Origin of the sequence: Streptomyces sp. NPDC057445 (assembly GCF_042802855.1) — a bacterium.
In the GTDB taxonomy this organism is placed as follows: Bacteria; Actinomycetota; Actinomycetes; order Streptomycetales; family Streptomycetaceae; genus Streptomyces.
The window spans coordinates 252,505-278,679 of record NZ_JBHVDH010000007.1; the positions used below are offsets into that span (position 1 = coordinate 252,505).

A 26,175-nucleotide genomic window follows, 5' to 3' on the forward strand; every position below is an offset into this window, starting at 1 on the left:
GACCACGGCGACGCGTCCCGCGGGCCGTACTCCCCGGCCGCGCTCACCGGCCGGATCCTCTGCGCCGCCCGCGCTCACTTCCCCTCCGGCCGCTCCCGGCACGCCTCGTACAGATCCAGCGCCGCCGCCACGCGCATGGCCACACTCTCCGCGTACACCGCGTCCGCGCCCTCGAAGGGCGGACGGTTGGACGCCCGCAGGAACGTCAGCACTCCGAGCGTACGACCGCGGCTGCGCAGGACCGTGCACAGCGCATGCACCGAGTCGCGGGGCCACTGACGCTCGGCCGCCCACGCCTCGCCGTTGTTGTTCGCACTCGTCCGCACCGAGCCGATGCGGTCCCTCGCCTGCAGCGCCGGATGACCCTGTGCGTAGCGCACCGGAATCCCCGCCCCGGCCACCCGCGCGACCGGCCCCGGCGCACCCGAGGGCGTTGCCGCGGCCCGTACCAGCCGCTCCCCCGAGCCTTCCGGAACCCGCGGGGCCCCCGCGACCACATCGATCAGCGCATGGTCCGCGAAGCCCGCGAGCGCGAAGTCCACCTGGGCGGTCGCAGCCTCCATCGGGTCCTCGCACTCGGCCGCGGCCCGCGCCGCCCGGTGCAGCTGGCTGTACCGGAACCGCAGTCGGTCCGCCTCCTGCTCCTTGAGCTTCGCCTCCGTCACGTCCTGGAACAGCCAGCCGACACCCAGCGGCACCGGCTCCTCCGCCAGCGGCGAGGCCAGCCGCAGGAACCCGCTGCGCCAGCAGCGCCGCCGCTCGCCGTCTCCCGTACGCACCGTCACCCACAACTCGGCGAGCGTCCCCGGCGCCCCCTCGGCGAGCACATGGTGCAGCGCGCCCTCCAGCTCCTCCACGCCCTGGACGACCAGCTCACCGAGCGGCCGGCCCAGCAGCGCGGTACGCCCGCCGGAGCCGAGCATCCGTGCCGCGCGCCCGTTGACGACGGTCGGGCGCAGATCCACGTCCACCAGGACGACACCCCACGAGGCGTCCTCGAACAGCGCCTCGCTCAGCGCGATGGACCGCTCCAGATCGATCTGCGCATGCACCTCGCTGAACGCGCAGTACACCCCGGCCGGTCTGCCGTCCGCGCCGCGCACACCGGCCGACTGCGTGCGTACGAGCACCCGCCCGCCGTCCTTGCGCAGCAGCGCGAACTCGTGGACCTGCCGCCCCGGCGCATGCATCGCGGCCATCAGCCGCCCCTGCACCTCGTCCGCGTCGGCGGTCCGCACCGCCCATCCCGCGAACCCGCGGCGTCCGACCGCCTCCTCCGGGGACCAGCCGAGAATCCGTTCGGCCTCCCGGTTCCAGTGCGTGATCACACCGTCCGCGTCGAACGCGCACAGCGCCGCGTCCATCCCGTCCAGCAGCGCAGCGAGCAGATCCGACCCCGGGCCGTCCCGCTCCGGCTCGTCCGGACCCAGCGCGCTCGTGGTCTCACTCCTGGAAGCACTCATCCTGGCACCCCCTGCAGGACGCGTCCTCGGTATGTGCCGCTCCGCAGACGGCACCCGGTCATTCAACTGGAACGTGACGCAGGACACACGAATTTCCCAGAAATCAGTGTGCGCTGCAGTGGGTCGAAAAAAGGGGTTGAGCCCGTCCCTGAAGGTTCCTAGTGTGTGCCACATCGGGAAAGGAGGTGATTCGGAAGATGATTTCATTCCGGACGCGAGAGGTGGCTGCGGGCTGACGGCCTGTTGTCGCACTCTGTGCACCTCGGCAGGCCATCTGCCGAAATCCAAAGCAGTCACCGACCCGCGGGCTCGCCGGTAAGTCCGGCCGGCCCCCTCCTCGGAGGGGACCAGAGCCCGCGGGTTTCTGCGTTTCCGGGTGCGTTCGGACCAGGCCCGTGTGCGTTCGGACCAGGCCCGGGCTGCCCGTGCGCCGGGCACGGCACTCCCCCGCGCGCAGGACGACCACGGTCGCTGCGAGGAGCAGGGCGCTCAGGGCTCCCAAGGCGGTCGGATCCGGTGCCAGGCCGGACAGGGCGCGTGATTCCGGGGCGGCTTCCGCCAGGGTGACGGATTCCGTCAGGGCGACAGGCGCTCCAGCCGCCACCCGTCCGGCACCTCGTCCGTCCGTACGTACAGAAGCCGGTCGTGCAGCCGGTTCTCATGGCCCTGCCAGAACTCGACCGTCTCGGGCGTGACCCGGTAGCCGCCCCACTCCGGCGGGACCGGTACCTGTTCGCCCGCCGGGTAGCGGGCCGCGAGTTCCTCGTAGCGGCGCACCAGCTCCGCCCGGGAGGGGATCACGGAGGACTGGGCGCTGGCCCAGGCGCCGAGCTGGGAGCCGTGGGGGCGGGTGCGGAAGTAGGCGGCCGTCTCGTCGCGGCCGACGCGGGCCGCGGTGCCGGTGACGATGACCTGGCGGGTCAGCGCGTGCCACGGGAACAGCAGCGAGACGTGCGGGTTGGCGTCGAGCTCCCGGCCCTTGCGGGAGCTGTAGTTCGTGTAGAAGACGAAGCCGCGGTCGTCGAAGTGCTTCAGCAGCACGGTCCGGGACGAGGGGCGCCCGTCGGGGCCGGCCGTGGAGACGATCATGGCGTTCGGCTCGTGCAGGTGGCCGGCCGCGGCGTCCTTGAACCAGTGGACGAACTGTTGCATCGGCTCGGCGGGCAGGTCCGCCTCGTCGAGGGGCGTCGAGCGGTAGTACTCGCGCATGGCAGCAGGGTCGAAGGCGTCGGTCACGGGAGTCATCCTGCCCTAGGGACTCCCGTTCGGATCTTGCCGGGCTCGCGGTGCCCTGGCGGGTCCCCGCGGGCTCCCTCCGGGCGATCTTGCGGGCCGGATCGCGGGGCAACAGAGACGGCCGGAGTCTGCCCGGCACGCAGTGCCGCTAATCCATACCGGCCGGATCGGCGGACTGTGCCGGATGTCACGCTTCCCCGCATCGTCGGAACCCGCCAAAATCAGGCGCTGGGCCGCTGTGGCCTCCCTACGACGCGGATGGGGTGACCACCCCCCGCACGGGGCATCACCGGGGTGGCGGATCCGACCGATCCGGTTCCGCCGGTGGACCCGACCGAACTCACGAGGAGCCGCCTGATGTCCGACTTCGTACCCGGACTCGAAGGAGTCGTCGCGTTCGAGACGGAGATCGCCGAACCGGACAGGGAAGGCGGTTCGCTCCGCTACCGCGGCGTCGACATCGAGGATCTCGTCGGTCACGTCTCTTTCGGGAACGTATGGGGGCTGCTGGTCGACGGGGCGTTCAACCCCGGGCTTCCGGCCGCCGAGCCCTTCCCCATCCCGGTCCACTCCGGTGACATCCGTGTCGACGTCCAGTCGGCGCTGGCGATGCTCGCGCCGGTGTGGGGTCTGAAGCCGCTGCTCGACATCGACGAGGCCCAGGCGCGCGACGATCTCGCGCGGGCCGCCGTGATGGCGCTGTCGTACGTGGCACAGAGTGCCCGCGGCCAGGGGCTGGCGATGGTGCCGCAGCGGGAGATCGACAAGGCGCAGTCCGTCGTCGAGCGGTTCATGATCCGCTGGCGCGGCGAGCCCGACCCGAAGCACGTCAAGGCCGTCGACGCCTACTGGACGTCGGCCGCGGAGCACGGCATGAACGCCTCCACCTTCACCGCCCGCGTCATCGCCTCGACCGGCGCCGATGTCGCGGCGGCGCTCTCCGGCGCCGTCGGCGCCATGTCGGGCCCGCTGCACGGCGGCGCGCCGTCCCGTGTCCTGGGCATGATCGAGGAGATCGAGCGCACGGGTGACGCGGTCGCGTACGTGAAGAAGGCCCTGGACAAGGGCGAGCGGCTGATGGGCTTCGGCCACCGCGTGTACCGGGCCGAGGACCCGCGCGCCCGCGTCCTGCGGCGCACGGCGAAGGAACTCGACGCGCCGCGCTTCGAGATCGCGGAGGCGCTGGAGACGGCCGCGCTCGAGGAGCTGCACAACCGCCGCCCTGACCGGGTTCTGGCGACGAACGTGGAGTTCTGGGCCGCGATCATGCTGGACTTCGCGGAGGTTCCGGCGCACATGTTCACGTCGATGTTCACGTGCGCGCGCACCGCCGGCTGGTCGGCGCACATCCTGGAGCAGAAGCGCACCGGGCGGCTGGTCCGCCCCTCCGCCCGGTACGTGGGTCCGGGATCGCGCGACCCCCGCGACATCGTGGGTTACGCGGGCATCGCTGACTGAGTCCGGTCCGGACCGTCCGCCGTACGGCCCGCCCGCGTCGCCGTCCGCTCCACCAGATCCGCGTGGTGGCGGGCGGCGACCAGCGGGTGCGCCCGCAGCTTGCCCTTGAGCTCGTTGCGGCCGTACTCCGCGAACAGCGGATTGGCCGGGTCCGCGGTGACGCCGGGCGCGTGTGCCGCGTACGGGAACGGCAGCGGGGCGATCCGGGCGTCCAGGCGCGGGTTGTAGAAGAACGGCACGGAGTAGCGCTCGACCGCGGCGGGCGGGCTGACCACGCGGTGGTTGGTGGCGACCAGATAGCCGTTGGTGGCGACCTCGAGCAGCTCGCCCAGGTTCACGACGAACGCGCCGGGCAGCGGCGGTACCTCGTGGAAGTCCCCGTCCTCCCGCTGCACCTGGAGTCCGCCGATCCGGTCCTGGTGGAGCAGCGTCAGGAAGCCGTAGTCCTTGTGGGCGCCGACGCCCTGGTCGGCGCCGTCCCCGGAGCTGCCGGGATAGCGGACCAGCTTCAGGTGCAGATGCGCGCGGTCGCCGAAGATGTCGTCGTAGAACTCCGGCGGGGCGCCGATCGCGGCGAGGAGCTCGTGCAGGAGCCGGGCGGCGACGGCGCTGAGCCGGTCGATCCAGGCGAGCGCGGCGGTACGGAGCTCGGGCAGCTCGGCGGGCCACTGGTTGGGGCCCTCAAGCCACCAGTACGCGGGCTCGCCGGGACCCGGGATGCGGGCGGGCCGCTCGGCGCCTATGTCGAGCTGGTCGCGCCAGTCGCGGCTGCCGCCGGTGCGCTCGTCGCCTATGCGCGTGTAGCCGCGGAAGTGCGGGGAGTTGACGTTGTCGATGGCGAGCCGGTCGGCCTCGGGCAGTGCGAAGAAGGCCCGCATGGCGGTCATCAGGGCGTCGGTCTCCGCCTGGGTGACCCCGTGGCCGACGAGCTGGAAGAACCCGACGTCATGGGCCGCGCTGTGGAGCCGGGTGTGCAGCTCCGCGCGGGCCGCCGGGCCGCGGTCGGCCGCCGAGAGATCGACGATCGGGAGCTGCGCGTAGTTCTGCGTCTGAGACATGGGTGCGTCCGCTGTGTCTTGTCCCGGCCGCCGGTCCCGGTGGTGACCGGGGACTCGTACCGCCGACAACCGCCTGGGTGGGGCGGGGCCGGAGGACCGGGTGGGGTGGAGTGGGGGCTTGCGTCAGGCGTAAGCCCGACAGCCCATACTCGTGACGCGGAGGAAGTCCACGTGGCGGCGGCGTACGAGCGGAAGCATGCGCCAAGCGTACGCCGGGGACCGCAGGATTTGCGGTGACGGGTGTCACAGACCAGGTCCGGACGCCGGGGACCGGACATCGTGCACGTGTCCGGACCGCACCTTGACCCCCGCGGCACCGTGCGCTCGCCGCGCCGGGAGCGGCCCCTGACGACAGCGCGCCCGCGCCCGGTGGGAGCGGGCGCTGTCAGGGGCCCCCTACGGTGGGGACCCACGGGCGCGGCGCCCGTGCGGAGGCGGGACGTCAGCCCAGCGCCTCCTCCAGCAGCCGCGCCCACTGGGCCACCACTCGGCCACGCCGTGCGGCGTCGTCGGTGAGCAGATTGGCGAGGCCGAGGCCCCGGGCCATGTCCAGCAGGCCCTGGACCGTCTCCCGCACACCCGGCGCCGACTCGTCCGCACCCAGCAGTTCCACGGCGATCCGGTGGGTCTCCCGGCCGACGCGGGCCTCCAGTTCGGTGACCCTGCCCCTCAGCTGCTCCTCGTTGGAGGCGGCGACCCACAGATGGAGGGCGGCCCTGAAGAGGGGGCCGGTGTAGAGGTCGACCAGCGCCCTGACGACGGCCGCCCGGTTCTGCACGGGGAGGGCGCGCAGCGCGCTGGAGCGTTCCTCCGCGACGTACTCGACGGCCGCCGTGAACAGGTCCTCCCGTGTCGGGAAGTGGTGCTGTGCCGCGCCCCGCGAGACCCCGGCCCGCTCGGCGACCACCGAGACGGTCGAGCCCGCCCAGCCGCGTTCGGCGAGGCAGGCCACCGCGGCCTCCAGGAGCCGCTGCCGGGTGACACGGCTGCGGTCCTGTTTGGGGGAGGTCACAACACCCATGCGGCGTCCCGTCGTTCGAGGAAGGCGGTCATCCCCTCGCGTGCCTCCGCCGAGGCGAAGAGCGACGCCGAGCGCTGCACAAGATCCTCCGCGTCGCGCTCGAAGGTCTCCCGCACCCTAGCCGTGAGCAGCTGTTTCGTGGCGTCCAGGGCCACCGGTGAGGCCTTGCGGAAGCCGTCGAGCACGGGCTCGAGCGCCGCGTCCACCTCGTCGGCGACGGCCGTCACCAGCCCGATACGGGCCGCCTCTGCCGCGTCGAAGCGCTCGCCGGTGAGGTAGTAGCGGGCCGCCGCGCGCGGTTCCAGTCGCGGCAGCAGCGGCAGCGAGATGACGGCGGGGGCGACCCCGATCCGTACCTCCGTGAACGCGAAGTCCGACGCCGACGACGCGGCGGCGACGTCGCAGGCGCCGACGAGGCCGAGGCCCCCGGCGCGCACATGGCCCGCCACCCGTGCCACCACCGGCTTGGGCATGTCGACGATCTGCCGCAGCAGCGCGACGAAGGTGTACGGGTTCGGCGGCTCCTTGAGGTCGGCGCCCGCGCAGAAGGTGCCCCCGGTGTGGGTGAGGACGACGGCCCGCACGGCCGGGTCCTTGCCGCACTCCGTCAACGCGTCGGCGAGCTCCCCGACGAGGCCCGCGGACAGCGCGTTGCGGTTCGCCGGGGAGTCCAGCGTCAGGGTCGCGATTCCGCGCTCGGACGCCGTGGCGACGAGTGTCATGTGTTCTCCTTCTCGAGGTCGCGCCCGCGACCGCCTTCGCTCTCACGGTCGCGCAGTTCGCGACGGAGGATCTTCCCCGACGCGGCACGCGGCACTCCGTCGATGAACTCGACGCGCCGGATCTTCTTGTACGGGGCGACGCGCTCGGCGACGTACGCCATGACGTCGTCCTCCGACAGGCCGTCCGCGGAGGGCTGCCGTACGACGTACGCCTTCGGGATCTCGTTGCCGTCGGCGTCGTTCACGCCGATCACCGCCGCGTCGGCGACGCCCTCATGGGTGAGGAGCAGGGCCTCCAGCTCGGCCGGGGCGACCTGGAAGCCCTTGTACTTGATGAGTTCCTTGACGCGGTCGACGACGAACAGCCAGCCGTCGGCGTCGACGCGCCCGATGTCGCCGGTGTGGACCCAGCCGTCCGCGTCGATCATGTCGGCGGTGGCTTCGGGGCGGCCGAGGTAGCCCTTCATCACCTGCGGGCCCCGGATCGCGATCTCGCCCTCCTCGCCGGCTGCCGCGTCCTGTCCCGGGCCGTCGAGCGAGAGGATGCGCATCTCGGTGTTCGCGATCAGTTTCCCGACGGCGCCCGGCGGCGGGTCGGAAGCGGCAAGCGGAACGACATGGGTGCCGGGTGACAGCTCGGTCATCCCGTACGCCTGCCGCACCGGCGGCATCTTCAACCGTGCCGAACAGGCCTGCGCGAGCCGCGCGTCGAGCGGGGCGGCGGCGCTGACGATGTACTCCAGCGACGAAAGGTCGTACTGCGCGACCGCCGGATGCTTGGCGAGGGCGAGGACGATCGGCGGGGCGACGTACAGACCGTTGATGCGGTGCTTCTGTATCGCCGTGAGGAACTGGTCGAGGTCGAAGCGGGGCAGGACGACCACCGTGGCGCCGTGCCGCAGCGGGGCGTTCATCAGGGCGGTGAGGCCGTAGATGTGGAAGAACGGCAGCACGGCGAGGATCCGGTCGCCGTGCCGCATCGGTATCGCGGGCTCCAGCTGGGCCAGGTTGGTCGCGATGGAGCGGTGGGTGAGCATGACCCCCTTGGGGACGCCGGTGGTGCCCGAGGAGTACGGGAGGGCCGCGATGTCCTCTGCGGGATCGATGGGTACGTCGGGCTCTGGCGCGGTGGAGCCGAGCATCCCGAGGATCGAGCGATGCCCTTCCGCCTGGTCGCAGACGAAGATCTCCTCGATGCCGCCCACGAGTTCGGCGGCGCGGCGGGCGGCTTCGAGGAGCGGCGAGACGGTGACGATCCAGCGGGCGGAGGAGTCGTGGAGCTGCTTGGCGAACTCCTCCGCCGTGGCGAGCGGGTGGACCGTGGTGACGGACGCCCCGGCGCGGGTGGCGCCGTAGAAGACCGTCGGGTAGGCGACCGTGTTGGGGCTGTGCAGCGCGAGGACGTCGCCCTTGCGTACGCCTGCGTCGGCGAGGGCTGCGGCGATACGCCGGTGGAACGCGTCGAGCTGGGCGTACGTGATCGTCGTGTCGCCCGCCCCGTCGATCAGCGCGACGGTGTCGCCGTACTCGGCAGCGCGGCCCAGGACGGCGTCGTGGATGGGCAGGGAGACGATGGGGACATCCGCGTACTCGCTGTGGAACACCTGTGACGGCATGGTTCCAGCCCCTTCGGCGATGGAGTGATGGTCGCCAGAATCGCGCCTGTCAGTACGATTTGGGGAGACCCAGGGACTGATGGGATACGTAGTTCAGGATCATCTCCCTGCTGACCGGGGCGATCCGGGCGACCCGGGCGGCGGTGACGAGGGAGGCGAGACCGTACTCGCGGGTGAGGCCGTTGCCGCCGAGCGTGTGGACGGCCTGGTCGACGGCCTTCACACAGGCCTCCCCGGCCGCGTACTTGGCCATGTTGGCCGCCTCGCCCGCGCCCACGTCGTCGCCCGCGTCGTACAGGACCGCGGCCTTCTGCATCATCAGACGGGCGAGTTCGAGCTCGATGTGGGCCTGGGCGAGGGGGTGGGCGATGGCCTGGTGGGCGCCGATGGGGTCCTTCCAGACCTGCCGGTCCTTCGCGTACTCGACGGCGCGGGACAGTGCGTAGCGTCCCATGCCGATCGCGAAGGCCGCGGTCATGATCCGCTCGGGGTTGAGCCCGGCGAAGAGCTGCAGCAGTCCCGCGTCCTCTCCCCCACAGCCTTCGGCGTGGGAGGTGCCCCCACCGACCAGGGCATCGGCGGGGAGCTCCACGTCGTCCAGGACGAGCTCGAACTGCTTCTCCTGGGCCTGGAGCTCCATGTCGATCCGGGAGCGGCCGAAGCCGGGTGCGTCGCGGGGGACGATGAACAGGCACGGCTTGAGGCGGCCGGTGCGCGCGTCTTCGGTGCGGCCGACGATGAGCGTCGCCTCCGCGATGTCGACACCGGAGACGAAGACCTTGCGGCCGGTCAGCCGCCAGCCGCCGTCCGCGGTGCGCCGGGCCGTGGTGGTGATCCGGTGGGAGTTGGAGCCGGCGTCGGGCTCGGTGATCCCGAAGGCCATGGTGCGGGTGCCGTCGGCGAGACCGGGGAGCCAGGCGCGCTTCTGCTCCTCGGTGCCGAAGCGGGCGATGACGGTGCCGCAGATGGCGGGCGACACGATCATCATCAGCAGCGGGCAGCCGGCCGCGCCGAGCTCCTCCAGGACGATGGACAGTTCGGCCATGCCGCCGCCTCCGCCGCCGTGCTCCTCGGGGAGGTTCACGCCGAGGTAGCCGAGCTTGGCGGCCTCTGCCCACAGTGTCTCGCGGTCGTAGCCTCGGCCGTGCCGCTGCCCCAGGGCAGAGACGGCGGCGCGCAGTGCGGTGTGTTCTTCGCTCTCGATGACGCTGCTGGTGACGCTGCTCATGGAACTTCGTCCTCCTGTCGGCTACGCCATGTCCTCGTTGACGACGGCGAGAAGGGCACCGACCTCGACCTGGCGGCCGGGGACGGCGTGGAGCGCGGTGAGCGTGCCGGTGGCGGGAGAGGAGATCCTGTGCTCCATCTTCATCGCCTCCAGCCAGACGAGCGGCTGCCCTGCGGTGACCGTCGCCCCTGGGGCCAGGCCCGCGGCGACGCGTACGACGGTGCCGGGCATGGGTGCGAGCAGCGAGCCGGGCTCGTGCTGCGCGGCGGGGTCGGGGAAGCGGGGCAGCGAGGTCAGGGCGGTGTTCCCGACGTACACCCGGTCCTCGCCGTACGTCGTGACGTCGAACTTCCGCTGCACACCGTCCACTTCGAGTACGACGAGGTGGGCCGCGACCTCGACGACCCGTACGCCTTCGGCGGTGGGACCACCGCGGGTGTGGCGGTAGCGCACCTCGTGTTCGGTGCCGTCGGCGTCGGTGCGGTAGCGCTTGGTCTGCGGCTGCGAGTGCAGATTGCGCCAGCCTCCGCCGAAGCGGGAGCGGCCGTGCGCGTCGGCGAGCGCCGCGGCGAGCGGTGCGCAGGGGTCCGGCTCGGCGGCGGTCAGCTCCGGAAGACGGCGGTCGTAGAAGCCGGTGTCCATCCGGGCCTCTGTGAACTCGGGGTGCCGCAGCGACCGTACGAGCAGCTCGCGGTTGGTGACCGGGCCGTGCACGCGGGCCCGTTCGAGCGCCCCGGCCAGCTTGCGCACGGCCTCTGCGCGGGTGGGCGCCCAGGCGATGACCTTGGCCAGCATGGGGTCGTAGTGGACTCCGATGGCGTCGCCGTCCGTGAAGCCGGTGTCCAGGCGCACGCCGGCCCCGGCCGGCACCGACAGCCGGTGCAGTGTGCCGGTCTGCGGGGCCCAGCCGCGGGACGGGTCCTCCGCGTAGAGGCGGGCCTCGACCGCGTGGCCCCGGAGGGTGGGCGGGCCGGCGGGGAGGGGCGCTCCTTCGGCGACCCGGATCTGCAGGGCGACCAGGTCGATGCCGAACACGGCCTCGGTGACGGGGTGTTCGACCTGGAGGCGGGTGTTCATCTCCAGGAAGTGCGCCTTGCCGTCGGCGACCAGGAACTCCACCGTGCCCGCGCCCCGGTAGTCGGTCGCACGGGCGGCCCGCACGGCCATCGCATCCAGCGTTCCGGCGAGCTCCGGGCTCAGCCCCGGGGCCGGGGCCTCCTCGATCACCTTCTGGTGGCGGCGCTGGAGGGAGCAGTCGCGGGTGCCGAGCGCCCATACGGTGCCGTGGGCGTCGGCGAGGATCTGCACCTCGACATGGCGGCCGTTCTCGACGTACGGCTCGACGAAGACCTCTCCGTCACCGAAGGCGCTGAGCGCTTCCGCACCCGCAGCCTCCAACTCGTCCGTGAGGTCGCCGAGTTCGCGCACGATCCGCATTCCGCGCCCGCCGCCGCCCGCCGCCGCCTTGACCAGGACGGGCAGATCGTCCTCGGTGACATCGGCCCCGTCCAGGGGCGCGACACCCATGAGCTCCTTGGCGCGCGTCTTCGACGCCATGGCCTCGATGGCCTCCGGGGGCGGCCCGATCCAGACCAGTCCCGCGTCGATGACGGCACGCGCGAAGTCGGCGTTCTCGGAGAGGAATCCGTATCCGGGGTGCACGGCGTCCGCGCCGGCCGCGAGCGCCGCCTTCACGATCAGGTCCCCGCGCAGATACGTCTCGGCGGGCGCCGCGCCGGGAAGCCGTACGGCGGCGTCGGCCTCCCGCACATGCAGGGCGTGGGCGTCCGGGTCCGAGTACACCGCCACCGTCGCGATGCCCAGTTCACGGCAGGTGCGGAACACCCGGCAGGCGATCTCGCCCCGGTTGGCGACGAGCAGGGTTTCGATCATCAGGGCCTCACATCCTGAAGACGCCGAAGCCGCCGCGCGCGCCTTCGACCGGGGCCGTGTGGATGGCGGACAGACACATGCCGAGAACCGTGCGGGTGTCGCGCGGGTCGATGACGCCGTCGTCGTAGATCCGTCCGGACAGGAACATCGGCAGCGACTCCGTCTCGATCTGCTGCTCCACCATCGCGCGCAGGGCGGCGTCCGCCTCGGCAGCCTTGTCGTCGTACGGCTGTCCCTTGGCGGCGGCCGAGGCGCGGGCGACGATCGACAGGACTCCGGCGAGCTGCTGGGGGCCCATGACGGCGGACTTGGCGCTGGGCCAGGCGAAGAGGAAACGCGGGTCGTAGGCCCGGCCGCACATGCCGTAGTGCCCGGCGCCGTACGACGCGCCCATCAGGACGGACAGATGCGGGACCTTCGAGTTCGACACCGCGTTGATCATCATCGCGCCGTGCTTGATGATCCCGCCCTGCTCGTACTCCTTGCCGACCATGTAGCCGGTGGTGTTGTGAAGAAAGAGCAGCGGGATGTCGCGCTGGTTGGCGAGCTGGATGAACTGTGCCGCCTTCTGCGACTCGGCGCTGAACAGCACTCCCTGCGCGTTGGCGAGGATGCCGACCGGGTAGCCGTGCAGCCGCGCCCATCCGGTGACCAGGCTCGTCCCGTACAGCGGCTTGAACTCGTCGAAGTCCGAGCCGTCGACGATCCGGGCAATGACCTCGCGCGGGTCGAAGGGGGTCTTCAGGTCCTCGGGGACGATGCCGAGCAGCTCCTCCTCGTCGTACTCGGGTGGTTCGGCGAGGGCTTCCGGACCGGGATGCGCCTTGCGGTGGTTGAGGCGGGCGACGATACTGCGGGCATGACGCAGGGCGTCGTACTCGTCGAGCGCGTAGTGGTCCGCGAGGCCGGACGTGCGGGCGTGCATCTCCGCGCCGCCCAGCGACTCGTCGTCGCTCTCCTCGCCCGTGGCCATCTTCACGAGCGGCGGCCCACCGAGGAAGACCTTCGACTGCTCCTTGATCATGACCGTGTGGTCGGACATTCCCGGCACATAGGCCCCGCCGGCGGTCGAGTTGCCGAAGACGACGGCGACGGTCGGGATCCCGGCCGCGGACAGCCGGGTCAGGTCCCGGAAGAGCGCTCCGCCCGGGATGAAGATCTCCTTCTGGCTGGGCAGATCCGCACCGCCGGACTCGACGAGACTGATGACGGGCAGACGGTTGGCGAAGGCGATCTCGTTGGCGCGCAGGGCCTTCTTCAGCGTCCAGGGGTTGCTGGCGCCGCCGCGTACGGTCGGATCGTTGGCGGTGATCAGGCACTCGACGCCTTCCACGGTGCCGATGCCGGTGACCATGGATGCCCCGACGGGGTATTCGCTGCCCCATGCGGCGAGCGGCGACAGCTCCAGGAACGGGGTGTCGGGGTCGAGCAGCAGCTCGACGCGCTCGCGGGCGAGCAGTTTGCCGCGTTTGCGGTGCCGGGCGGTGTACTTCTCCCCGCCTCCGGCCAGCGCCTTCGCATGCTCGGCGTCGAGCTGGTCCAGCTTGGTGAGCATGGCGGCACGGTGCGCGGCGAAGTCGGGGGACGCGGTGTCGAGGGCGCTTGCGATGACGGTCACGGGGTCACCTCCGATGAGGGGCGGTGCGGGTGTGAAAGGGCGATGGCCGGGACGCGGGAGGCGGCGCGGGCGGTGATGTCACAGCAGCCGCTCCGGCACCTCGACGTACCGCGCCCGCAGCCACTCCCCGAGCCCCTTCGCCTGCGGGTCGAAGCGGGCCTGCGCGGCGACGCCCTCGCCGAGGAGCCCCCCGACGACGAAGTTCAGCGCACGCAGATTCGGCAGGACGTGCCGCGTGACGGTCAAGCCGACGGTCTCCGGAAGGAGTTCGCGGAAGCGGTCGACGGTCAGCTCATGCGCCAGCCACCGCCAGGCCTCGTCCGTGCGCACCCACACCCCCACATTCGCGTCCCCGCCCTTGTCGCCGCTGCGGGCGCCCGCCACGAGTCCGAGCGGCGCGCGGCGCACCGGGCCGCCGACGGGAAGCGGCGCGGGCAGGGACGCGTCCGCGACCGGCTCCAGCGCCCGGGTACGACCGGCCGGCGCCACCGTCACCCGCTGCCCGTCGGGCAGTACGGCGATGTGCGCGACCGATCCGGCGTCGACGTACGCCGCCTCGAAGACCCCGTACGGCGCGCCCTTTCCCGGCGGTGCCGTCACATGGAAGCCGGGGTAGCTGCCGAGTGCGAGCTCGATCGCGGCGCCGCTGACGACCCGGCCCACGGCCTGAGCGTCCCGGTCCCGCACCACCAGCCGCAGCAGCGCGCTCGCGGTCTCCTCCGTGTCCGCGTCCGGGCGGTCGGTGCGGACCAGCTCCCAGCGGACCTCCTCCGGCCGGGACTTGGCCCGTGCGAAGGCGTCCTCCAGCTGGTCGCGCACGAGTTCCGCCTTGGCCTCGACGTCGAGGCCGGTGAGAACGAAGACGACCTCGTTGCGCCAGCCGCCGAGCCTGACCAGACCGGTCTTGAGCACGGGCGGCGGGGCCTCGCCGCGTACCCCCGCGACACGGACCCGGTCGGGCCCCTCCTGCGTCAGCCGGACCGAGTCGAGGCGGGCGGTGACATCGGGACCTGCGTAGCGCGCGCCGCCCGTCTCGTACAGCAGCTGCGCCGTGACCGTGCCCACGTCCACGAGCCCGCCGGTGCCGGGGTGTTTGGTGATGACGGACGAGCCGTCGGCGTACAGCTCGGCGACCGGGAAGCCGGGGCGCCGCATGTCATGACCGCCCGTGGCGAAGAAGGAGTGGTTGCCGCCGGTGGCCTGCGTCCCGCACTCCAGTACATGCCCGGCGACGACGGCGCCCGCGAGCGCCTCGTACTCCTCCGGGCCCCAGCCGAAGTGCCACTGGGCGGGCCCGGTGACCAGCGCCGCGTCCGTGACACGGCCGGTGACGACGATGTCCGCCCCGGCGCGCAGGCATGCGGCGATCCCGCCGCCACCGAGGTAGGCGTTCGCGGCGAGCGCGTCCGGGAAGCGGGCCGCGAGGTCGTCGCCCTCGACGTGCGCGACCCGCACGGGCACCCCCACCCGGTCCGCCAGCTCCCGTACGGCGTCGGCCAGTCCGGCCGGGTTGAGTCCGCCGGCGTTGGCGACGATCCGCACCCCGCGCTCATGGGCGAGCCCGAGGCCCTCCTCCAGCTGCCGCAGAAAGGTCTTGGCATAGCCGAGGCGCGGGTCCTTCATCCGGTCCCTGCCGAGGATGAGCATGGTGAGCTCGGCGAGGTAGTCGCCCGTGAGGACGTCGAGTTCACCGCCGGTCAGCATCTCGCGCACGGCGTCGAACCGGTCACCGTAGAAGCCGGAGGCATTGCCGATCCGGAGCGGGTCCACGGTCAGGCCCCCTTCGGTGCGCGGCCCGCGCCCGCCGGCCCCGCGAAGGCCTGGGCGATGTCCAGCCACCGGTCGGCGTCGGCGCCGTGCGCCCGTACGGCGAGGTCGTCGCGGTGCGCCCGCTGGGTCACCAGCAGGCAGAAGTCCAGCGCGGGGCCGGTGACCGTCTGGGCGGCGCCCTCCGGGCCATAGGTCCACAGGTCCCCGGCCGGCCCGGTGAGTTCCACCCGGAACTCCTCCTCCGGCGGCTCGGTTCCGCGCACGAAGTAGGCGTAGTCGCGGGCCCGTACGCCGATGTGCGCGACGTGCCGCAGGCGGGCGGTCGGTTCGCGGACGGCTCCGAGGGCGTCCGCGACGTCCTGGCCGTGGGCCCAGGTCTCCATGAGCCGGGCGGTGGCCATCGAGGTGGCGCTCATCGGCGGCCCGTACCAGGGGAAACGGGATCCGGGTGGCGCGGCGCGCAACGCCTGCTGAAGCCGGTCGCGACCGCCGCGCCAGTGGGCGAGCAGTTCGTCCGGCGGCTGCCACGCCCCGGCCTCTGCGGCCCGGTCGACAAAGGTGTCCGGCTCGGTGAGTGCCTTCTCGACCTCCTTGCCGAATGCCGCAGCGTCGGTGACGGCGAGCAGTGCGACTTCGTCGGTCCAGGCGAGGTGGGCGATCTGATGGGCGACGGTCCAGCCGGGGGCGGGGGTCGCCGCTGCCCACTGTTCGTCGCTCAAACCGGCCACCAGCCGGTCGAGTTCCTCGCTCTCTGCACGCAGGTCGTCGAGCACGACGGCAGGGTCGGACACGGTGCGCTCCCCTCGGGACACGGCTGTGTGTCCCGGAGCATGGCAGCGTCCACAGAAACAAGCAAGCGTGCTTGCTTTACTTTTTCTGTTCTCTTCGCCCACCAGGGGCTTTCCGCGTGCCGTCTGCCGCCATGGCGGCGTTCGGCCGGACCGCGTCAGTACCAGATCGCGATCGGCCGGCCCCGGGGATCGCTCTCGGGAGGGTCCGGGAGGGGCCGCGCGAGCCCCTGGGCGATCCGGTGCGCGCTCCAAGCCGCTGCCGCCGCGTCCAGCACGTCGTCCGGCGGCACGCGTCCCGCGTCCCCCAGGTCGTCGGGGAGGACGACACCTGCGGCCTCGAGGAGTGAGCGCCGGGCCGTCTGGCCCGCCCAGCTCTTCTTGCGGTGCGGGAGCGGAACCTTCCCGGCGAGCGCCCAGAACGACACCTCGGGGTGCACCTCGAAAAGGCGATCGCCTCCCGGGTCCGCCAAGCAGCCGTTCGCCTCGCGGAGTTTGGCGGCGAGGCCCCAGCTCTGGCGGCTCAGACCGGCTCCGGTGAGTTCCCGGCAGCGGTGGTTCGCGGCCTCGTAGTGCTCCTCCTGCCACACCGCGTGCGGGGGCACCCGGAAGACACTGCCCCTCAGCCGGCCCAGCAGGGCCGCCGCCTGCGCGTCCGCCCGTCGCCACCCCGCATCGAGGAGCCCCAGCGGCATGTCCACGGCCACCACCTCGAAGCGCTCTGCGCCCTCGCGCAGCAGGGAGCGGAGGTCTGTATCCGTGCGGGCCCCCGCGAACCGGCCGTCACGAAGCCCGACCGCCACCCATCCGGCCGGGCACGCGTCGACACCGAGAACCGCCACCATGTGACCCAGCATGTCGGGACGGGGCCATCGATGGGTACCCGTGGTCCTCGTTCAGTCGGACGAAGCAGGCGGGTACGACGGTCGGGCGGCGCACAAGGCCGGGCCGTCCGCCCGTACAGCACGACCCGTTCCCGGCCGCCGGGCCCGATCGGCTGGACCAGACGCCCTCCGGTCCGCAGCCGTCAGGCGCCGGCGGCGGCACCTCCGGGAAGGCGGCACGGACGACGACCGCGTCGTACGGCGCGCGGGCCGGGACCCGAGGGTGCCATCCCCGCCGTCGTTGCCCCCGGCCTTCTCCGCCAGGTCCGGCCACGGCTCGACGCTCACCACGGAGAGCGGGAAGCGGGCCGGGCGGGAAGCGGGAAGCGGGAAGCGGGGACGAACGCCGCGCGCGGGGTGACGCGGATGGCCTCCAGCAGCCGACCGTCCGTCACCCGGCCATACGGGCGGCCATATTCCAGGTCATCCTGCGCCCTCCTTGGACCGCGGCGGTCGGCCCACCGCGCCCGCCTGCTGGTCACTTGGCGCCGGCGCGCCCCACCTGCGTCCGGACGGCACCCATGCTGGCCGCGACGACCAGCGCGATCGCCAGCGCGTCGGCCGCGGACAGGGCCTGGTGCAGCACCAGGAACCCGGCCGTCGCCGCGATGGCGGGCTCCAGGCTCATCAGCACGGCGAACGTCGGCGCGGGCAGCCGGCGCAGGGCGAGCAGCTCCAGCGTGTACGGCAGTACGGACGACATCAGCGCGACCCCGAGGCCGAGGCCGATCGTGGACGGCACGAGCAGCTTGCCGCCCGCCTCGACGATGCCGAAGGGCAGGCTGAGCAACGCACCCACCGCCATCGCGAGGGCCAGCCCGTCGGCCTGCGGGAAGCGGCGTCCGGTGCGCGCGCTGAAGACGATGTACACGGCCCACATCGCGCCCGCGCCGAGGGCGTAGGCCGCGCCGACCGGATCGAGCCGGTCGAAGCCACCGCCGCTCAGCAGGACGACGCCCACGAAGGCCAGGCCCGCCCATACGAGGTTGATCAGCCTCCGCGAGACGATCACCGAGAGCGCGAGCGGCCCGAGCACCTCCAGGGTGACGGCCGCGCCCAGCGGGATACGGTCCACGGACTGGTAGAAGAGCATGTTCATGCCCGCCAGGGCCGTGCCGAAGGCGAGGACCGTGCCCCAGTCGGCGCGGGAGTGCCCGCGCAGCCCGGGACGGCAGACCACCAGCAGCACGACCGCGGCGAGCACGAGCCGCAGGGTGACGACACCGAGGGCACCCGCGCGGGGCATCGCCAGCACCGCGACGGCGGCACCGAACTGCACGGAGAGTCCGCCCGCGACGACGAGAGCGACCGGCCCGAGCGCCCCGGACCCCCGGCGTGGGGCCCCTTCGAGCGCGGCCGACGCTTCAGGCAGGGCGACGGCGCAGGCGGCCGCCCGCTCCGTACTCGGGGTGCTGCTCACCGGTTCCGCCCCTTGCCCATGTCACTGACACCTTCGTCCATCTCACTAAACTTCGAGTCCAACATAGTGCACTGGATGTCCGTGCTCCACTTATTACGCTACGGAACTCCGCGCCACCCGTGAAATGCCGTTTGGTCTGCGGTTATGCTCCACGCGCATGAACATCGAGCTGCGCCACCTCCGCTGCTTCCTCGCCATCGCGGAGGAACGGAGCCTGACGAGGGCGGCCACGGCGCTGCATCTCACGCAACCGGCCGTCTCCCGCACCCTCGCCGCACTGGAGCGCCACCTCGGTGTCCGCCTCGCCGACCGCTCCACCCACCATCTCGAGCTGACACCCGAGGGCCGCGCCTTCCGCGACAAGGCCGCGGCCGCCGTCGCCGCCTTCGACGAGGCCCTCGACGCGAGCCGTCTGCAGCGACGTCCCCTCCGGCTCGGACACTCCTGGTCGGCGTTCGGCCCGTACACCACCCCGCTGCTGCGCCGCTGGCAGCACGAGCACCCGGACACTCCGCTGGAGCTCCTCCGCATCGACGACCGCACGGCGGGTCTCGCTCGCGGCGAGGTCGACGCGGCGGTCCTGCGCGGCCAGGTGAACACCCCCGGCCTGGTGACCGAACTGCTCTTCACCGAGCCGCGCGTGGCGGCCATCACCTCCGACGGCCCGCTCGCGGCCCGCGCCCGTCTCACGCTCGCCGACCTCACCGCGGAGACGATCGTCCTGAACCCGGTCTCCGGTACGACGACTCCCGACCTCTGGCCCCCGCACGCCCGCCCCGCCTCCACCATGACCGTCGGCAACACCGACGACTGGCTCACGGCGATCGCGGCGGGCAGGGGCGCGGGCGTCTCGTCCGCGTCCACGGCGTCGATGCACCCCCACCCGGGGGTGACGTACCGCCCCCTCACCGACGCCCCGGTGGTCCCGGTCCTGCTGGCCTGGCGCGTCACCGCCCCCCATCCGGCGGTGGGGGCGCTGGCGGAGCTGGCCCGTGAACTCAGCGGGCAGCGCTGAGCCGTGACGCCCCGGCATGGGCCGAAAGTGGCCGGCCGGAGCACTGAGTGGCAGTCAGGGCGACTCGCCACGCCGGAGCCGGCTCCGTCGTTCACCTGGATGGCCAGCCGGAGTCGCGATGCCGGGCCGCCCACCGGAAGCTGACGAAGCAACCGGTATCAACCGGTACTTCACATGACACATGGTCAGTGAACCGCTCTTATCCCCACAGGAGACACATCGTGCCTCGCATCAAGCATGCCGTCCCGAGCGCTGCCGTCGGACTGGCCGCACTGCTCCTCTGCGCCTACCCCGCCTCGGCCACCGGCGACACCGACCCCTCGACCAAGCCCGGCCGGGAGGAAATCATCGAGCTGGTCGCGAAGACGACCCAGAACCGCTTCATCGATGTGGACCCGTCCGGGCCCAGCCAGGGCGACCAGTTCATCAACAGCGGGGACCTCTTCCGCGACGGCGAAGAGGTCGGCACCTACGGCGAGGTGTGCACGCTGACCCGGACCGCCCCGGGCGACGAGTTCGACCTGCAGTGCCTGGCCACCTTCTCCCTTCCCAAGGGTGACCTCACCGTGCAGGGCCGGTTCACCGTCACCGGCGACGGGCCCGAGGACGACATCAACTTCGCGATCACCGGGGGTACGGAGAAGTACCGCACGGCCCGTGGCTTCGTCCGCGCCGACAACACCAGCGAGACGGAGTCGGAGCTCACCGTCCATCTCGTCTACTGACCGGACGGCGTAGCCACCCCGACCGGTCGCCGCCGGCCCTGACGGTGCGCGCGGTGCGTCGCACCGTCAGGGCCGGCGAGCGCCGGGGACGTGAGCCCGCGCCCGGCGGCGACTGCATACCATGGGCCGATGCCGCTGCCCCGCGTGATCGCCACGGACCTGGACGGCACGCTCCTGCGTCGCGACGGCACCCTCTCGACGCGCACCTTGCGTGCCCTGCGCACCGCGACCGACGCCGGCACGGAGGTCGTCTTCGTCACCGCCCGTCCGCCGCGCTTCGTCGACGCGCTCACCACGGCGACCGGACTCGCCGGAACGGCGGTGTGCAGCAACGGTGCGCTGGTGTACGACCTCGCGACCCGCACCGTGGCCACCTCCCGGTCCCTGCCCGTACCCGTCGCCCGCGACGTGGCCACCGCGCTGTCCGCCGCAGCACCTGGCCTGGGCTTCGCCGTGGAGACGGGCCACCACTTCCTGTACGAGCCCGCGTACGGCCTGCGCTTCACCGGGGCCCCGGAGGCCGAACGCGCCGTCGCGTCCCTGGCCGACCTGTGGTTGATCGACGTGCCCATCGTGCAACTGCTGGTCCACTCGACTCGGTTCGACGCCGACATGCTGCTCGCCCTCGCGACACAAGCCATGGACGGCGCGGCCCAGTTCACCCACTCCGGCGGGCGCGGCCTGCTGGAGATCAGCGCTGCGGGCGTCACCAAGGCCACCACGCTCTCGGCCCTGTGCGACTCACGCGGCATCACCGCCGCCGAGGTCATCGCCTTCGGCGACATGCCCAACGACCTGACCATCCTGAACTGGGCAGGCACGGGCTACGCGATGGGCAACGCGCACCCGGCGGTGCTCTCGGCCGTTCCGCGGCGGACGGTGTCCAACGAGGAGGACGGGGTGGCGGCGGTCCTCGAGCAGGTCTACGGCGGGGACTGAGCCGGTGCTGCCTGCAGCCCGGACCACGTCTCAGTGTCCTGCGGCCCCCAGCAACTCCGGCAGCGCCCGCATGTCGTCGAAGACGACCGTACCGGGACCCGCCGGCCGGGCCGCCGGTGTCGGCCCGCCGCAGTACCCGAAGGCACGCATCCCGGCGGCGCGCGCGGCCTGGACGCCGTAGGCGCTGTCCTCGACCACCGCACACCGTGACGGGTCGATGCCCAGGGACCGGGCGGCATGCAGGAAGAGGTCGGGCGCCGGCTTGCCCCGGGAGACGTCCGTGGCACTGAAGACGCGGCCCTCGAAACGCTCGCTCAGCCCGGTGAGTTTCAGACTGTGCCGGATACCGTCGTGGTCGCCGTTCGACGCCACGCAGAAGGGCGCGGTGAGAAGGTCCAGGGCCTCCTGGATCCCGTCGACCGCGGTGAGTTCGGCCGCGAAGGCCTCCTGGTAGAGGTGCTCGTACTTCCGCTGCCAGCCCTGCTCCAGGTGCCGCCCCAGACGTTTCTCGATCTCGGCCGTATAGACCTCGGTGGAGGATCCGACGAAGAGCTCGACGATCTCGGCCTCGGTGAACGCACACCCGAGTTCGGCCGTGATCACGGCATCCACCTTGACGCATATCCGCTCGCTGTCGACGAGCACGCCGTCACAGTCGAAGATCACCAGTTCGACGGGGGGTGGGGTCATGAGGAGCAGCGTAAGGGGGCGGGCTTCGGCCCCCGACGGCACCTCACGCCGGGCGAGGGGAGCCGATGCGCCCGGATGGCCACGACATCCGCGAGGACTCCGCCAGGTGCCGCCCGCTCCTGCCCGGCGTACCTGCGAGGCTCAGGCCCGGGCGAACTCGTGGGTGGCAAGCGCCCGCCATGAGCCACGCCCTGTCGTCGAGAGCCGTTCACCGGACGTCCGCCGCCCCCGCCGGGCCCTCGGCCCCGTCCTCCGCAGGCCCCCCGGTCAGCGCCTCCGCGAGGACTTCCGCCAGATGCCGCCCGCTCCTGCCCGTCAGTTGTTCAAGCTGTGTACGGCAGGAGAAACCGTCCGCCAGGACCACCGCGTCCTCCCCCGCCGCCCGGACCGACGGCAGGAGCTGGTCCTCGGCGCAGGCCACCGACACCTCGTAGTGGCCTCGTTCGAAGCCGAAGTTGCCCGCGAGGCCGCAGCAGCCGCCGCTCAGGTCGCCGGTGAGGCCCGCGCGTTCCCGCAGGCGGCGGTCCGGGACGTCGCCCAGGACCGCGTGCTGGTGGCAGTGGGTCTGGCCGACGGCAGGGCGGTCGATGCGGGGCGGGGTCCAGGAGGGGGCGTACTCCTCGAGGGCGCCCGCGAAGGTCCGTACGGAGTCGGCCAGGGCGCGCGCCCGTGGGTCGTCCGGCAGCAGCTCCGGGAGGTCCGTCGTCAGCGTCGCCGCGCAGCTCGGTTCGAGGACCACGACCGGGGCTCCGCCCTCGAGGACGGGCGTCATGACGTCCAGGGTGCGGCGCATCACCGTGCGGGCGCGGTCGAGTTGGCCGGTCGAGACGTAGGTGAGGCCGCAGCAGACCCGGCCCGGGGGCAGAGCGACCCCGAGGCCCGCGGCGGCGAGGACCGTCACCGCCGCGCGGCCCACCGACGGGGAGAGACGGTCCGTGAAGGTGTCGGGCCACAGCACGAGCGGTGAGCCGGGCGTGCCGTTGCCGCGCCACCAGGACGTGAAGGTCCGGCGTGCCAACCGCGGGAGGGTCCGCTCAGGGGCGATGCCGCCGACCCGTTTGGCGAGCGCCGCCAGGGGCCCGGGCCGCGCCGCCGCGTTCAGCACCCCTGCGAACGGGGTGGCCAGGCGCAGCCACACCGGCAGCAGCCCCATCGCATAGTGCGAGACCGGCCGCAGCCGGCCGGCGTAGTGGTGGTGGAGGAACTCCGCCTTGTACGTGGCCATGTCGACGCCCACCGGGCAGTCGCTCCTGCATCCTTTGCAGGACAGGCAGAGGTCCAGCGCGTCCCGGACCTCCTGCGAGCGCCAGCCGTCCGTCACCACCTCGCCCGCGAGCATCTCGTGCAGCAGCCGGGCGCGCCCGCGCGTGGAGTGCCGTTCCTCGCCGGTCGCGCGGTACGAAGGGCACATCACGCCCGAACCTGAACTCGGCCCGTCCACCCGGCACTTGGCGACTCCCACACATCGCCGCACGGCCCCTGCGAAGTCCCCGCCGTCGTGCGGGTAGCCGAACTCCACATCGACCGGCGTACGCGGCAGGACGTCGAAGCGGAGGTTCTCGTCCAGGCGCGCGGGGCGCGTGAGCATCCCGGGGTTCAGACCCCCCGCCGGGTCCCACAGGTCCTTGAACCGGCCGAAGAGGCCGACCAGTTCGTCCCCGTACATCCTCGGCAGCAGCTCCGCCCGCGCCTGCCCGTCCCCGTGCTCGCCCGACAGCGAACCCCCGTGTGCCACGACCAGGGCGGCCATGCCCTCCGAGAAGGAGCGGAATCGCCGCACACCCTCCGGGCTCAACAGGTCGAAGTCGATCCGGACGTGGACACAGCCGTCCCCGAAGTGCCCGTACGGCGTCCCCCGCAGCCCGTGCTCCGCCAGCAGCGCCCTGAAGTCCCTCAGATACGGGCCCAGTCGGGCCGGAGGCACCGCGCAGTCCTCCCAGCCGGGCCAGGCCTCGGTGCCGTCCGGCATCCGGGTGGCGGTGCCGGCCGCGTCCTCCCGTACCCGCCACAGCGCCCGCTGCCCCGCAGGGTCGGTGACGACGGTGCCGTCGAGGGCGTCGGCGCCCCGCACGATCTCCTCCGCACGCGCCCGGGCCTCCGCTCCCGTCGTACCGCCGGTCTCCACGAACAGCCAGGCGCCACCGCGCGGCAGGCCGCCCGGCTCGGGCACCAGGTCCTGCGCCATGCCCTCCACCGTGAGCGGGCGGTGGGCGAGCAGTCCGGCCGCGGCTTCCGCGGCGGCGCTCTCGTCGGTGTACCCCAGGACGGCAAGGGCGCGCGCGGGCGGTGACTCCACGAGCCGTACGGTCGCCTCCGTGAGGACGCCGAGCGTGCCCTCGCTGCCGCAGAAGGCGCGGGCCAGGTCGGTGCCGTTCTCCGGCAGCAGGGCGTCGAGCGCGTATCCGGAGATCCGGCGCGGCAGCCCGCCGGGGAAACCGGTACGCAGCAGCGCGAGGTTGCCCTCCACCAGCTCCCGCAGCCCGTCAGGGGCGGTGCCGGGCGCGGCACGACCCTGCCCCAGCCGCAGGTCCGCGCCCCCGTAGGTGATCACCGACAGCGCGCGGACGTTGTCCGCTGTCGTCCCCCACGCGACCGAGTGCGCCCCGCACGCGTTGTTGCCGATCATCCCGCCGATCGTGCATCGGCTGTGCGTGGACGGGTCGGGACCGAACGTCAGCCCGTACGCCCGGGCCGCATCCCGCAGCCGGTCCAGCACGACGCCCGGCTGGACGACGGCCGTGCGGGCCTCCGGGTCCACGGAGACCACGGACCGCATATGGCGGGTGAAGTCCAGCACCACCCCCACCCCGGTCGCCTGACCGGCGATCGAGGTCCCCGCACCCCTGGGCACCACCGGAACACCGTGGCTCCGGCAGACGGCGAGCGTCGCGGCCACGTCGGCCGCGTCGCGCGGCGCGACGACGCCGTCCGGCACCCGGCGGTAGTTGGACGCGTCCATCGTCATCAGCGCGCGGGCGCCGGGCCCGAAGTCCACATCGCCGCGGACGGCCGCCCGGAGGGCGCGTTCGAGCTGCATACGATCGGCCATGGCCTCAGCGTGCCCCGGTCGGCGCGCACGCACCCGCCCGATCGGGTGATGCGAGAACGCGTCCCGAGCTGTGGCCGCTTGTCTCATCCGCCGGACAACGCCCCCGGTGACCTGGCGGAACCGACTAGGCTCCGGCTCGTGGCCGATATCCAGATTCCCGCTGACATCAAGCCCGCCGACGGCCGTTTCGGCGCCGGCCCCTCCAAGGTGCGTACGGAGGCGCTGGACGCCCTCGCCGCCACCGGTACGTCCCTGCTCGGTACGTCCCACCGCCAGGCCCCGGTCAAGAACCTGGTCGGCGAGGTGCGCGCGGGCGTGAGCGAGCTCTTCCAGCTCCCCGACGGCTATGAGGTGATCCTCGGCAACGGCGGCTCCACCGCCTTCTGGGACATCGCGACGCACGGGCTCATCGAGAACAAGTCGCAGCACCTCTCCTTCGGCGAGTTCTCGTCGAAGTTCGCCAAGGCGTCCAAGCTGGCACCGTGGCTGGCCGAGCCGACCGTGATCTCCTCCGAGCCGGGTACGCACCCGGAGGCGCAGGCCGAGGCCGGCGTCGACGTCTACGCCTTCACCCACAACGAGACCTCCACCGGTGTCGCCGCCCCGATCAAGCGGGTCGAGGGCGCCGACGAGGGCGCGCTGGTGCTCGTGGACGCGACCTCCGGCGCGGGCGGTCTGCCCGTGGACATCGCCGAGACCGACGTCTACTACTTCGCTCCGCAGAAGTCCTTCGCCTCGGAGGGCGGACTGTGGATCGGCGTGTTCTCCCCCGCCGCGCTGGAGCGGGCCGCCCGCATCCATGCGTCCGGTCGCCACGTCCCGGAGTTCTTCAGCCTGCCGACGGCGATCGACAACTCCCTCAAGAACCAGACGTACAACACCCCGGCCCTTTCGACCGTCTTCCTGCTCAACGAGCAGCTGAAGTGGATCAACGACCAGGGCGGTCTCGACTGGTCCGTGCGCCGCACCGCCACCTCCGCCCGCGGGCTGTACGGCTGGGCCGAGGAGTCGAAGTACGCGACGCCGTTCGTCACCGACCCGGCCAAGAGGTCGCAGGTCATCGGCACGATCGACTTCTCGGACGACATCGACGCGGCGGCCGTCGCGAAGGTCCTGCGCGCAAACGGGATCGTCGACACCGAGCCGTACCGGAAGCTGGGCCGCAACCAGCTGCGGATCGCGATGTTCCCGGCGATCGACCCGGCGGATGTGCAGGCGCTGACGGCCTGCGTCGACTACGTCATCGAGAAGCTCTAGCAGCTTCCGGCGGCAACGCGGCAAGCACCGCGGAAAGCACTGCGGAAAGCACCGGAACGCCGAAGCAACCTGCGACGCGGCAACGCGGCGCGGCAACGGCAGTACCGGCAAGGCCCGGCGGCATCGCCCGCCGGGCCTTCGTCGTGTGCACGAGGTGCCGGTTCCGTGGAGACCCCGTGGAGCTGTCGTGCATGTACGGCTGATAACCGCCCTATCCGGCACCCTCTTCCGTCCCTACGATCGGCAGCGATCCGATGCGCTTTGACATGTTCACGCCTCAACTGTCTTCGGCAAGTCCTCCGAGGCCGGACATGAGCTCGGCTGG

General features: G+C 72.3%; 20 protein-coding genes. 5 read left to right on the forward strand and 15 right to left on the reverse strand.

Annotated elements, in window-relative coordinates:
• Nucleotides 1-74: 74 nt before the first annotated feature.
• The gene (locus ACFU5O_RS18580; protein WP_384241563.1) at nucleotides 75-1,463 is read right to left on the reverse strand and encodes a PAS domain-containing protein; all 1,389 of its coding nucleotides are present in this window, start codon (nucleotides 1,461-1,463) and stop codon (nucleotides 75-77) included.
• A gap of 576 nt (nucleotides 1,464-2,039) precedes the next feature.
• Entirely contained in the window at nucleotides 2,040-2,708 is a 669-nt protein-coding gene (gene pdxH / locus ACFU5O_RS18585) for a pyridoxamine 5'-phosphate oxidase (protein ID WP_384241565.1), read from the reverse strand.
• A gap of 348 nt (nucleotides 2,709-3,056) precedes the next feature.
• On the opposite strand from pdxH, the gene ACFU5O_RS18590 reads away from it, so the two are divergent.
• Nucleotides 3,057-4,157 carry a citrate synthase 2 gene (locus ACFU5O_RS18590; RefSeq protein ID WP_384241567.1) on the forward strand — a complete coding sequence of 367 codons (1,101 nt, stop codon included), beginning with the start codon at nucleotides 3,057-3,059 and terminating at the stop codon, nucleotides 4,155-4,157.
• Here the strand turns inward: ACFU5O_RS18590 and ACFU5O_RS18595 are convergent.
• The 11 genes from ACFU5O_RS18595 to ACFU5O_RS18645 form a co-directional block, all read right to left on the reverse strand.
• A complete protein-coding gene (locus ACFU5O_RS18595) occupies nucleotides 4,136-5,215 on the reverse strand; it encodes an isopenicillin N synthase family dioxygenase (protein WP_384241568.1) in 1,080 nt (359 codons plus the stop codon). The two genes, ACFU5O_RS18590 and ACFU5O_RS18595, sit on opposite strands and share 22 nt — an antisense overlap.
• 442 nt (nucleotides 5,216-5,657) lie before the next feature.
• Nucleotides 5,658-6,236 (reverse strand): TetR/AcrR family transcriptional regulator, encoded by a 579-nt coding sequence (locus ACFU5O_RS18600; protein ID WP_384241571.1) that lies wholly within the window; start codon nucleotides 6,234-6,236, stop codon nucleotides 5,658-5,660.
• Nucleotides 6,224-6,958, reverse strand: coding sequence for an enoyl-CoA hydratase family protein (locus tag ACFU5O_RS18605; RefSeq protein WP_384241573.1), 735 nt, complete (start codon nucleotides 6,956-6,958; stop codon nucleotides 6,224-6,226). Before ACFU5O_RS18605 ends, ACFU5O_RS18600 begins: the two co-directional genes overlap by 13 nt.
• The gene (locus ACFU5O_RS18610) at nucleotides 6,955-8,574 is read right to left on the reverse strand and encodes a 4-coumarate--CoA ligase family protein (protein WP_384241574.1); all 1,620 of its coding nucleotides are present in this window, start codon (nucleotides 8,572-8,574) and stop codon (nucleotides 6,955-6,957) included. Before ACFU5O_RS18610 ends, ACFU5O_RS18605 begins: the two co-directional genes overlap by 4 nt.
• Nucleotides 8,575-8,623: 49 nt before the next feature.
• Nucleotides 8,624-9,802, reverse strand: a complete 1,179-nt coding sequence (locus ACFU5O_RS18615; RefSeq protein WP_384241577.1) for an acyl-CoA dehydrogenase family protein — start codon at nucleotides 9,800-9,802, stop codon at nucleotides 8,624-8,626.
• A 21-nt stretch (nucleotides 9,803-9,823) separates the two neighbouring features.
• Nucleotides 9,824-11,695: a biotin carboxylase N-terminal domain-containing protein gene (locus ACFU5O_RS18620; RefSeq protein ID WP_384241579.1), complete on the reverse strand. Its 1,872-nt coding sequence runs from the start codon at nucleotides 11,693-11,695 to the stop codon at nucleotides 9,824-9,826.
• Between the two features lie 7 nt (nucleotides 11,696-11,702).
• Entirely contained in the window at nucleotides 11,703-13,313 is a 1,611-nt protein-coding gene (locus ACFU5O_RS18625; RefSeq protein WP_384241582.1) for an acyl-CoA carboxylase subunit beta, read from the reverse strand.
• Between the two features lie 78 nt (nucleotides 13,314-13,391).
• Nucleotides 13,392-15,083: an acyclic terpene utilization AtuA family protein gene (locus tag ACFU5O_RS18630; RefSeq protein WP_384241584.1), complete on the reverse strand. Its 1,692-nt coding sequence runs from the start codon at nucleotides 15,081-15,083 to the stop codon at nucleotides 13,392-13,394.
• A gap of 2 nt (nucleotides 15,084-15,085) precedes the next feature.
• A complete protein-coding gene (locus tag ACFU5O_RS18635; RefSeq protein WP_384241587.1) occupies nucleotides 15,086-15,874 on the reverse strand; it encodes a TIGR03084 family metal-binding protein in 789 nt (262 codons plus the stop codon).
• Between the two features lie 155 nt (nucleotides 15,875-16,029).
• Nucleotides 16,030-16,716, reverse strand: coding sequence for a DUF429 domain-containing protein (locus tag ACFU5O_RS18640; protein ID WP_384241589.1), 687 nt, complete (start codon nucleotides 16,714-16,716; stop codon nucleotides 16,030-16,032).
• A gap of 517 nt (nucleotides 16,717-17,233) precedes the next feature.
• Complete coding sequence (locus ACFU5O_RS18645; protein ID WP_384241590.1) at nucleotides 17,234-18,175, reverse strand: DMT family transporter; 942 nt, start codon at nucleotides 18,173-18,175, stop codon at nucleotides 17,234-17,236.
• A 157-nt stretch (nucleotides 18,176-18,332) separates the two neighbouring features.
• Here ACFU5O_RS18645 and ACFU5O_RS18650 point away from each other — a divergent pair, with 157 nt between their 5' ends.
• The 3 genes from ACFU5O_RS18650 (at nucleotide 18,333) to ACFU5O_RS18660 (ending at nucleotide 20,854) form a co-directional block, all read left to right on the forward strand.
• Complete coding sequence (locus ACFU5O_RS18650) at nucleotides 18,333-19,190, forward strand: LysR family transcriptional regulator (protein WP_384241593.1); 858 nt, start codon at nucleotides 18,333-18,335, stop codon at nucleotides 19,188-19,190.
• A gap of 221 nt (nucleotides 19,191-19,411) precedes the next feature.
• A complete protein-coding gene (locus ACFU5O_RS18655; protein WP_384241595.1) occupies nucleotides 19,412-19,915 on the forward strand; it encodes a hypothetical protein in 504 nt (167 codons plus the stop codon).
• Nucleotides 19,916-20,044: 129 nt separating this feature from the next.
• On the forward strand, nucleotides 20,045-20,854 hold the full coding sequence (locus tag ACFU5O_RS18660; RefSeq protein WP_384241597.1) for an HAD family hydrolase: 810 nt from the start codon (nucleotides 20,045-20,047) through the stop codon (nucleotides 20,852-20,854).
• A 30-nt stretch (nucleotides 20,855-20,884) separates the two neighbouring features.
• On the opposite strand, the gene ACFU5O_RS18665 is transcribed toward ACFU5O_RS18660, so the two are convergent.
• Both ACFU5O_RS18665 and ACFU5O_RS18670 read right to left on the reverse strand, forming a co-directional pair.
• Nucleotides 20,885-21,544 carry an HAD family hydrolase gene (locus tag ACFU5O_RS18665; protein ID WP_384241600.1) on the reverse strand — a complete coding sequence of 220 codons (660 nt, stop codon included), beginning with the start codon at nucleotides 21,542-21,544 and terminating at the stop codon, nucleotides 20,885-20,887.
• 208 nt (nucleotides 21,545-21,752) lie between these two features.
• Nucleotides 21,753-24,593: an FAD-binding and (Fe-S)-binding domain-containing protein gene (locus ACFU5O_RS18670; protein WP_384241602.1), complete on the reverse strand. Its 2,841-nt coding sequence runs from the start codon at nucleotides 24,591-24,593 to the stop codon at nucleotides 21,753-21,755.
• 138 nt (nucleotides 24,594-24,731) lie between these two features.
• Here ACFU5O_RS18670 and serC point away from each other — a divergent pair, with 138 nt between their 5' ends.
• Complete coding sequence (gene serC / locus ACFU5O_RS18675) at nucleotides 24,732-25,850, forward strand: phosphoserine transaminase (protein ID WP_384241604.1); 1,119 nt, start codon at nucleotides 24,732-24,734, stop codon at nucleotides 25,848-25,850.
• Nucleotides 25,851-26,175: the final 325 nt, after the last annotated feature.

Coding starts and splice junctions, on each gene's coding strand:
- ACFU5O_RS18580 (WP_384241563.1), bottom strand. CDS start 1,463: ATGAGTGCTTCCAGGAGTGAGACCACGAGCGCGCTGGGTCCGGACGAG.
- pdxH (WP_384241565.1), bottom strand. CDS start 2,708: ATGACTCCCGTGACCGACGCCTTCGACCCTGCTGCCATGCGCGAGTAC.
- ACFU5O_RS18590 (WP_384241567.1), top strand. CDS start 3,057: ATGTCCGACTTCGTACCCGGACTCGAAGGAGTCGTCGCGTTCGAGACG.
- ACFU5O_RS18595 (WP_384241568.1), bottom strand. CDS start 5,215: ATGTCTCAGACGCAGAACTACGCGCAGCTCCCGATCGTCGATCTCTCG.
- ACFU5O_RS18600 (WP_384241571.1), bottom strand. CDS start 6,236: ATGGGTGTTGTGACCTCCCCCAAACAGGACCGCAGCCGTGTCACCCGG.
- ACFU5O_RS18605 (WP_384241573.1), bottom strand. CDS start 6,958: ATGACACTCGTCGCCACGGCGTCCGAGCGCGGAATCGCGACCCTGACG.
- ACFU5O_RS18610 (WP_384241574.1), bottom strand. CDS start 8,574: ATGCCGTCACAGGTGTTCCACAGCGAGTACGCGGATGTCCCCATCGTC.
- ACFU5O_RS18615 (WP_384241577.1), bottom strand. CDS start 9,802: ATGAGCAGCGTCACCAGCAGCGTCATCGAGAGCGAAGAACACACCGCA.
- ACFU5O_RS18620 (WP_384241579.1), bottom strand. CDS start 11,695: ATGATCGAAACCCTGCTCGTCGCCAACCGGGGCGAGATCGCCTGCCGG.
- ACFU5O_RS18640 (WP_384241589.1), bottom strand. CDS start 16,716: ATGGTGGCGGTTCTCGGTGTCGACGCGTGCCCGGCCGGATGGGTGGCG.
- ACFU5O_RS18650 (WP_384241593.1), top strand. CDS start 18,333: ATGAACATCGAGCTGCGCCACCTCCGCTGCTTCCTCGCCATCGCGGAG.
- ACFU5O_RS18660 (WP_384241597.1), top strand. CDS start 20,045: ATGCCGCTGCCCCGCGTGATCGCCACGGACCTGGACGGCACGCTCCTG.
- ACFU5O_RS18665 (WP_384241600.1), bottom strand. CDS start 21,544: ATGACCCCACCCCCCGTCGAACTGGTGATCTTCGACTGTGACGGCGTG.
- ACFU5O_RS18670 (WP_384241602.1), bottom strand. CDS start 24,593: ATGGCCGATCGTATGCAGCTCGAACGCGCCCTCCGGGCGGCCGTCCGC.